Below are 534 nucleotides of genomic sequence, written 5' to 3'. Positions count from 1 at the left end.
GCGCAAAATACTGCTGCTATTATGAATTTGTTGTCTACTAATTCTGATTTTAAGTTGAATTCTTTTGAAAAGACGATGGTGAAATCGATTGTTCACACACTGAATAATAACGTCTGCCCAACTAAAGAAGAGATGCAGCAGCTAATTGACTATTTATTTAAGGTGGAAAAATGGGGCTACTACGAAATAACCTTGCTAGGAAATTGCGTGGAAACAATTCAATACAGTTCTTTCTTCCTTTTGACAAAAGAGCTTCTGAAAAATTCTACCTATTCCTCACTAAATAAAAACAATAAGCGCTTAGTAACGCAACTGGCTATAAATTGCCTAACCATGAGCATCGATTTAAAAGAATTCGCAAATTGCGAGTACTTGATTCAAGAAATAGAACAGCTGTTAAACAACGAATTAAATTACTACGAACAAACCGTTTTTCTTTATACGACAGGATATTTTGAGTTTACAAAAGGCGACCAAGAAGGGCTTGTAAAAATGACGAAAGCTGTCCAAGTTTTTAGTATCTTAGGTGAAACG

Annotated in this window: 1 protein-coding gene; it reads left to right on the top strand. The window is 34.6% G+C overall.

Going from position 1 to position 534, the window contains the following annotated elements:
• On the top strand, positions 1–534 hold a 534-nt coding region (locus tag ACLUXO_RS10215; protein WP_459539854.1), incomplete at both ends, for an Rgg family transcriptional regulator.

This window comes from Lactobacillus delbrueckii subsp. bulgaricus (assembly GCF_046938665.1).
GTDB classification, from domain to species: Bacteria; Bacillota; Bacilli; order Lactobacillales; family Lactobacillaceae; genus Lactobacillus; species Lactobacillus delbrueckii_C.
Note: the sequence above shows the minus strand (reverse complement) of the source record. Positions and strands in the feature narration are given on the sequence as shown.